We start from the raw sequence: 303 nt of genomic DNA, 5'->3' as shown, positions 1-303 counted from the left end.
ACCATCATCACGGCCATGGCCTCGCCGATGGCGCGGCCGATGCCCAGCACGATACCGGCGGCAATGCCGCTCCTGGCAGCGGGGACGCTGACCTTGAACCAGGTGTCGACCTCCGTTGCGCCCAGAGCCAGGCTGCCCTGCTCATACTCCGGCGGCACAGCGTTGAGCGCCGTGACCGACACCGACCCGATGCTGGGCAGGATCATCACCGCCAGCACCACGATGGCGCTCAGCAGGCAGGCACCGGAGGCCTTGCCAAAGGTCCTGGCCACGGCGGGCACCAGCACCTGCTGGGTATGCAGG

Annotated in this window: 1 protein-coding gene; it reads right to left on the bottom strand. The window is 68.6% G+C overall.

Annotation, left to right across the window (positions count from 1 at the left end; all coding sequences use genetic code 11):
• The coding region (locus tag P0G09_RS18425) for an ABC transporter permease subunit (RefSeq protein ID WP_275253397.1) at positions 1-303 on the bottom strand (303 nt) is incomplete at both ends.

The organism is Faecalibacterium sp. DFI.5.82 (genome assembly GCF_029076575.1).
GTDB lineage: Bacteria > Bacillota > Clostridia > Oscillospirales > Ruminococcaceae > Faecalibacterium > Faecalibacterium duncaniae.
The sequence above is the reverse complement of the archived record's forward strand: the minus strand, read 5'-3'. Positions and strand labels throughout refer to the sequence as shown.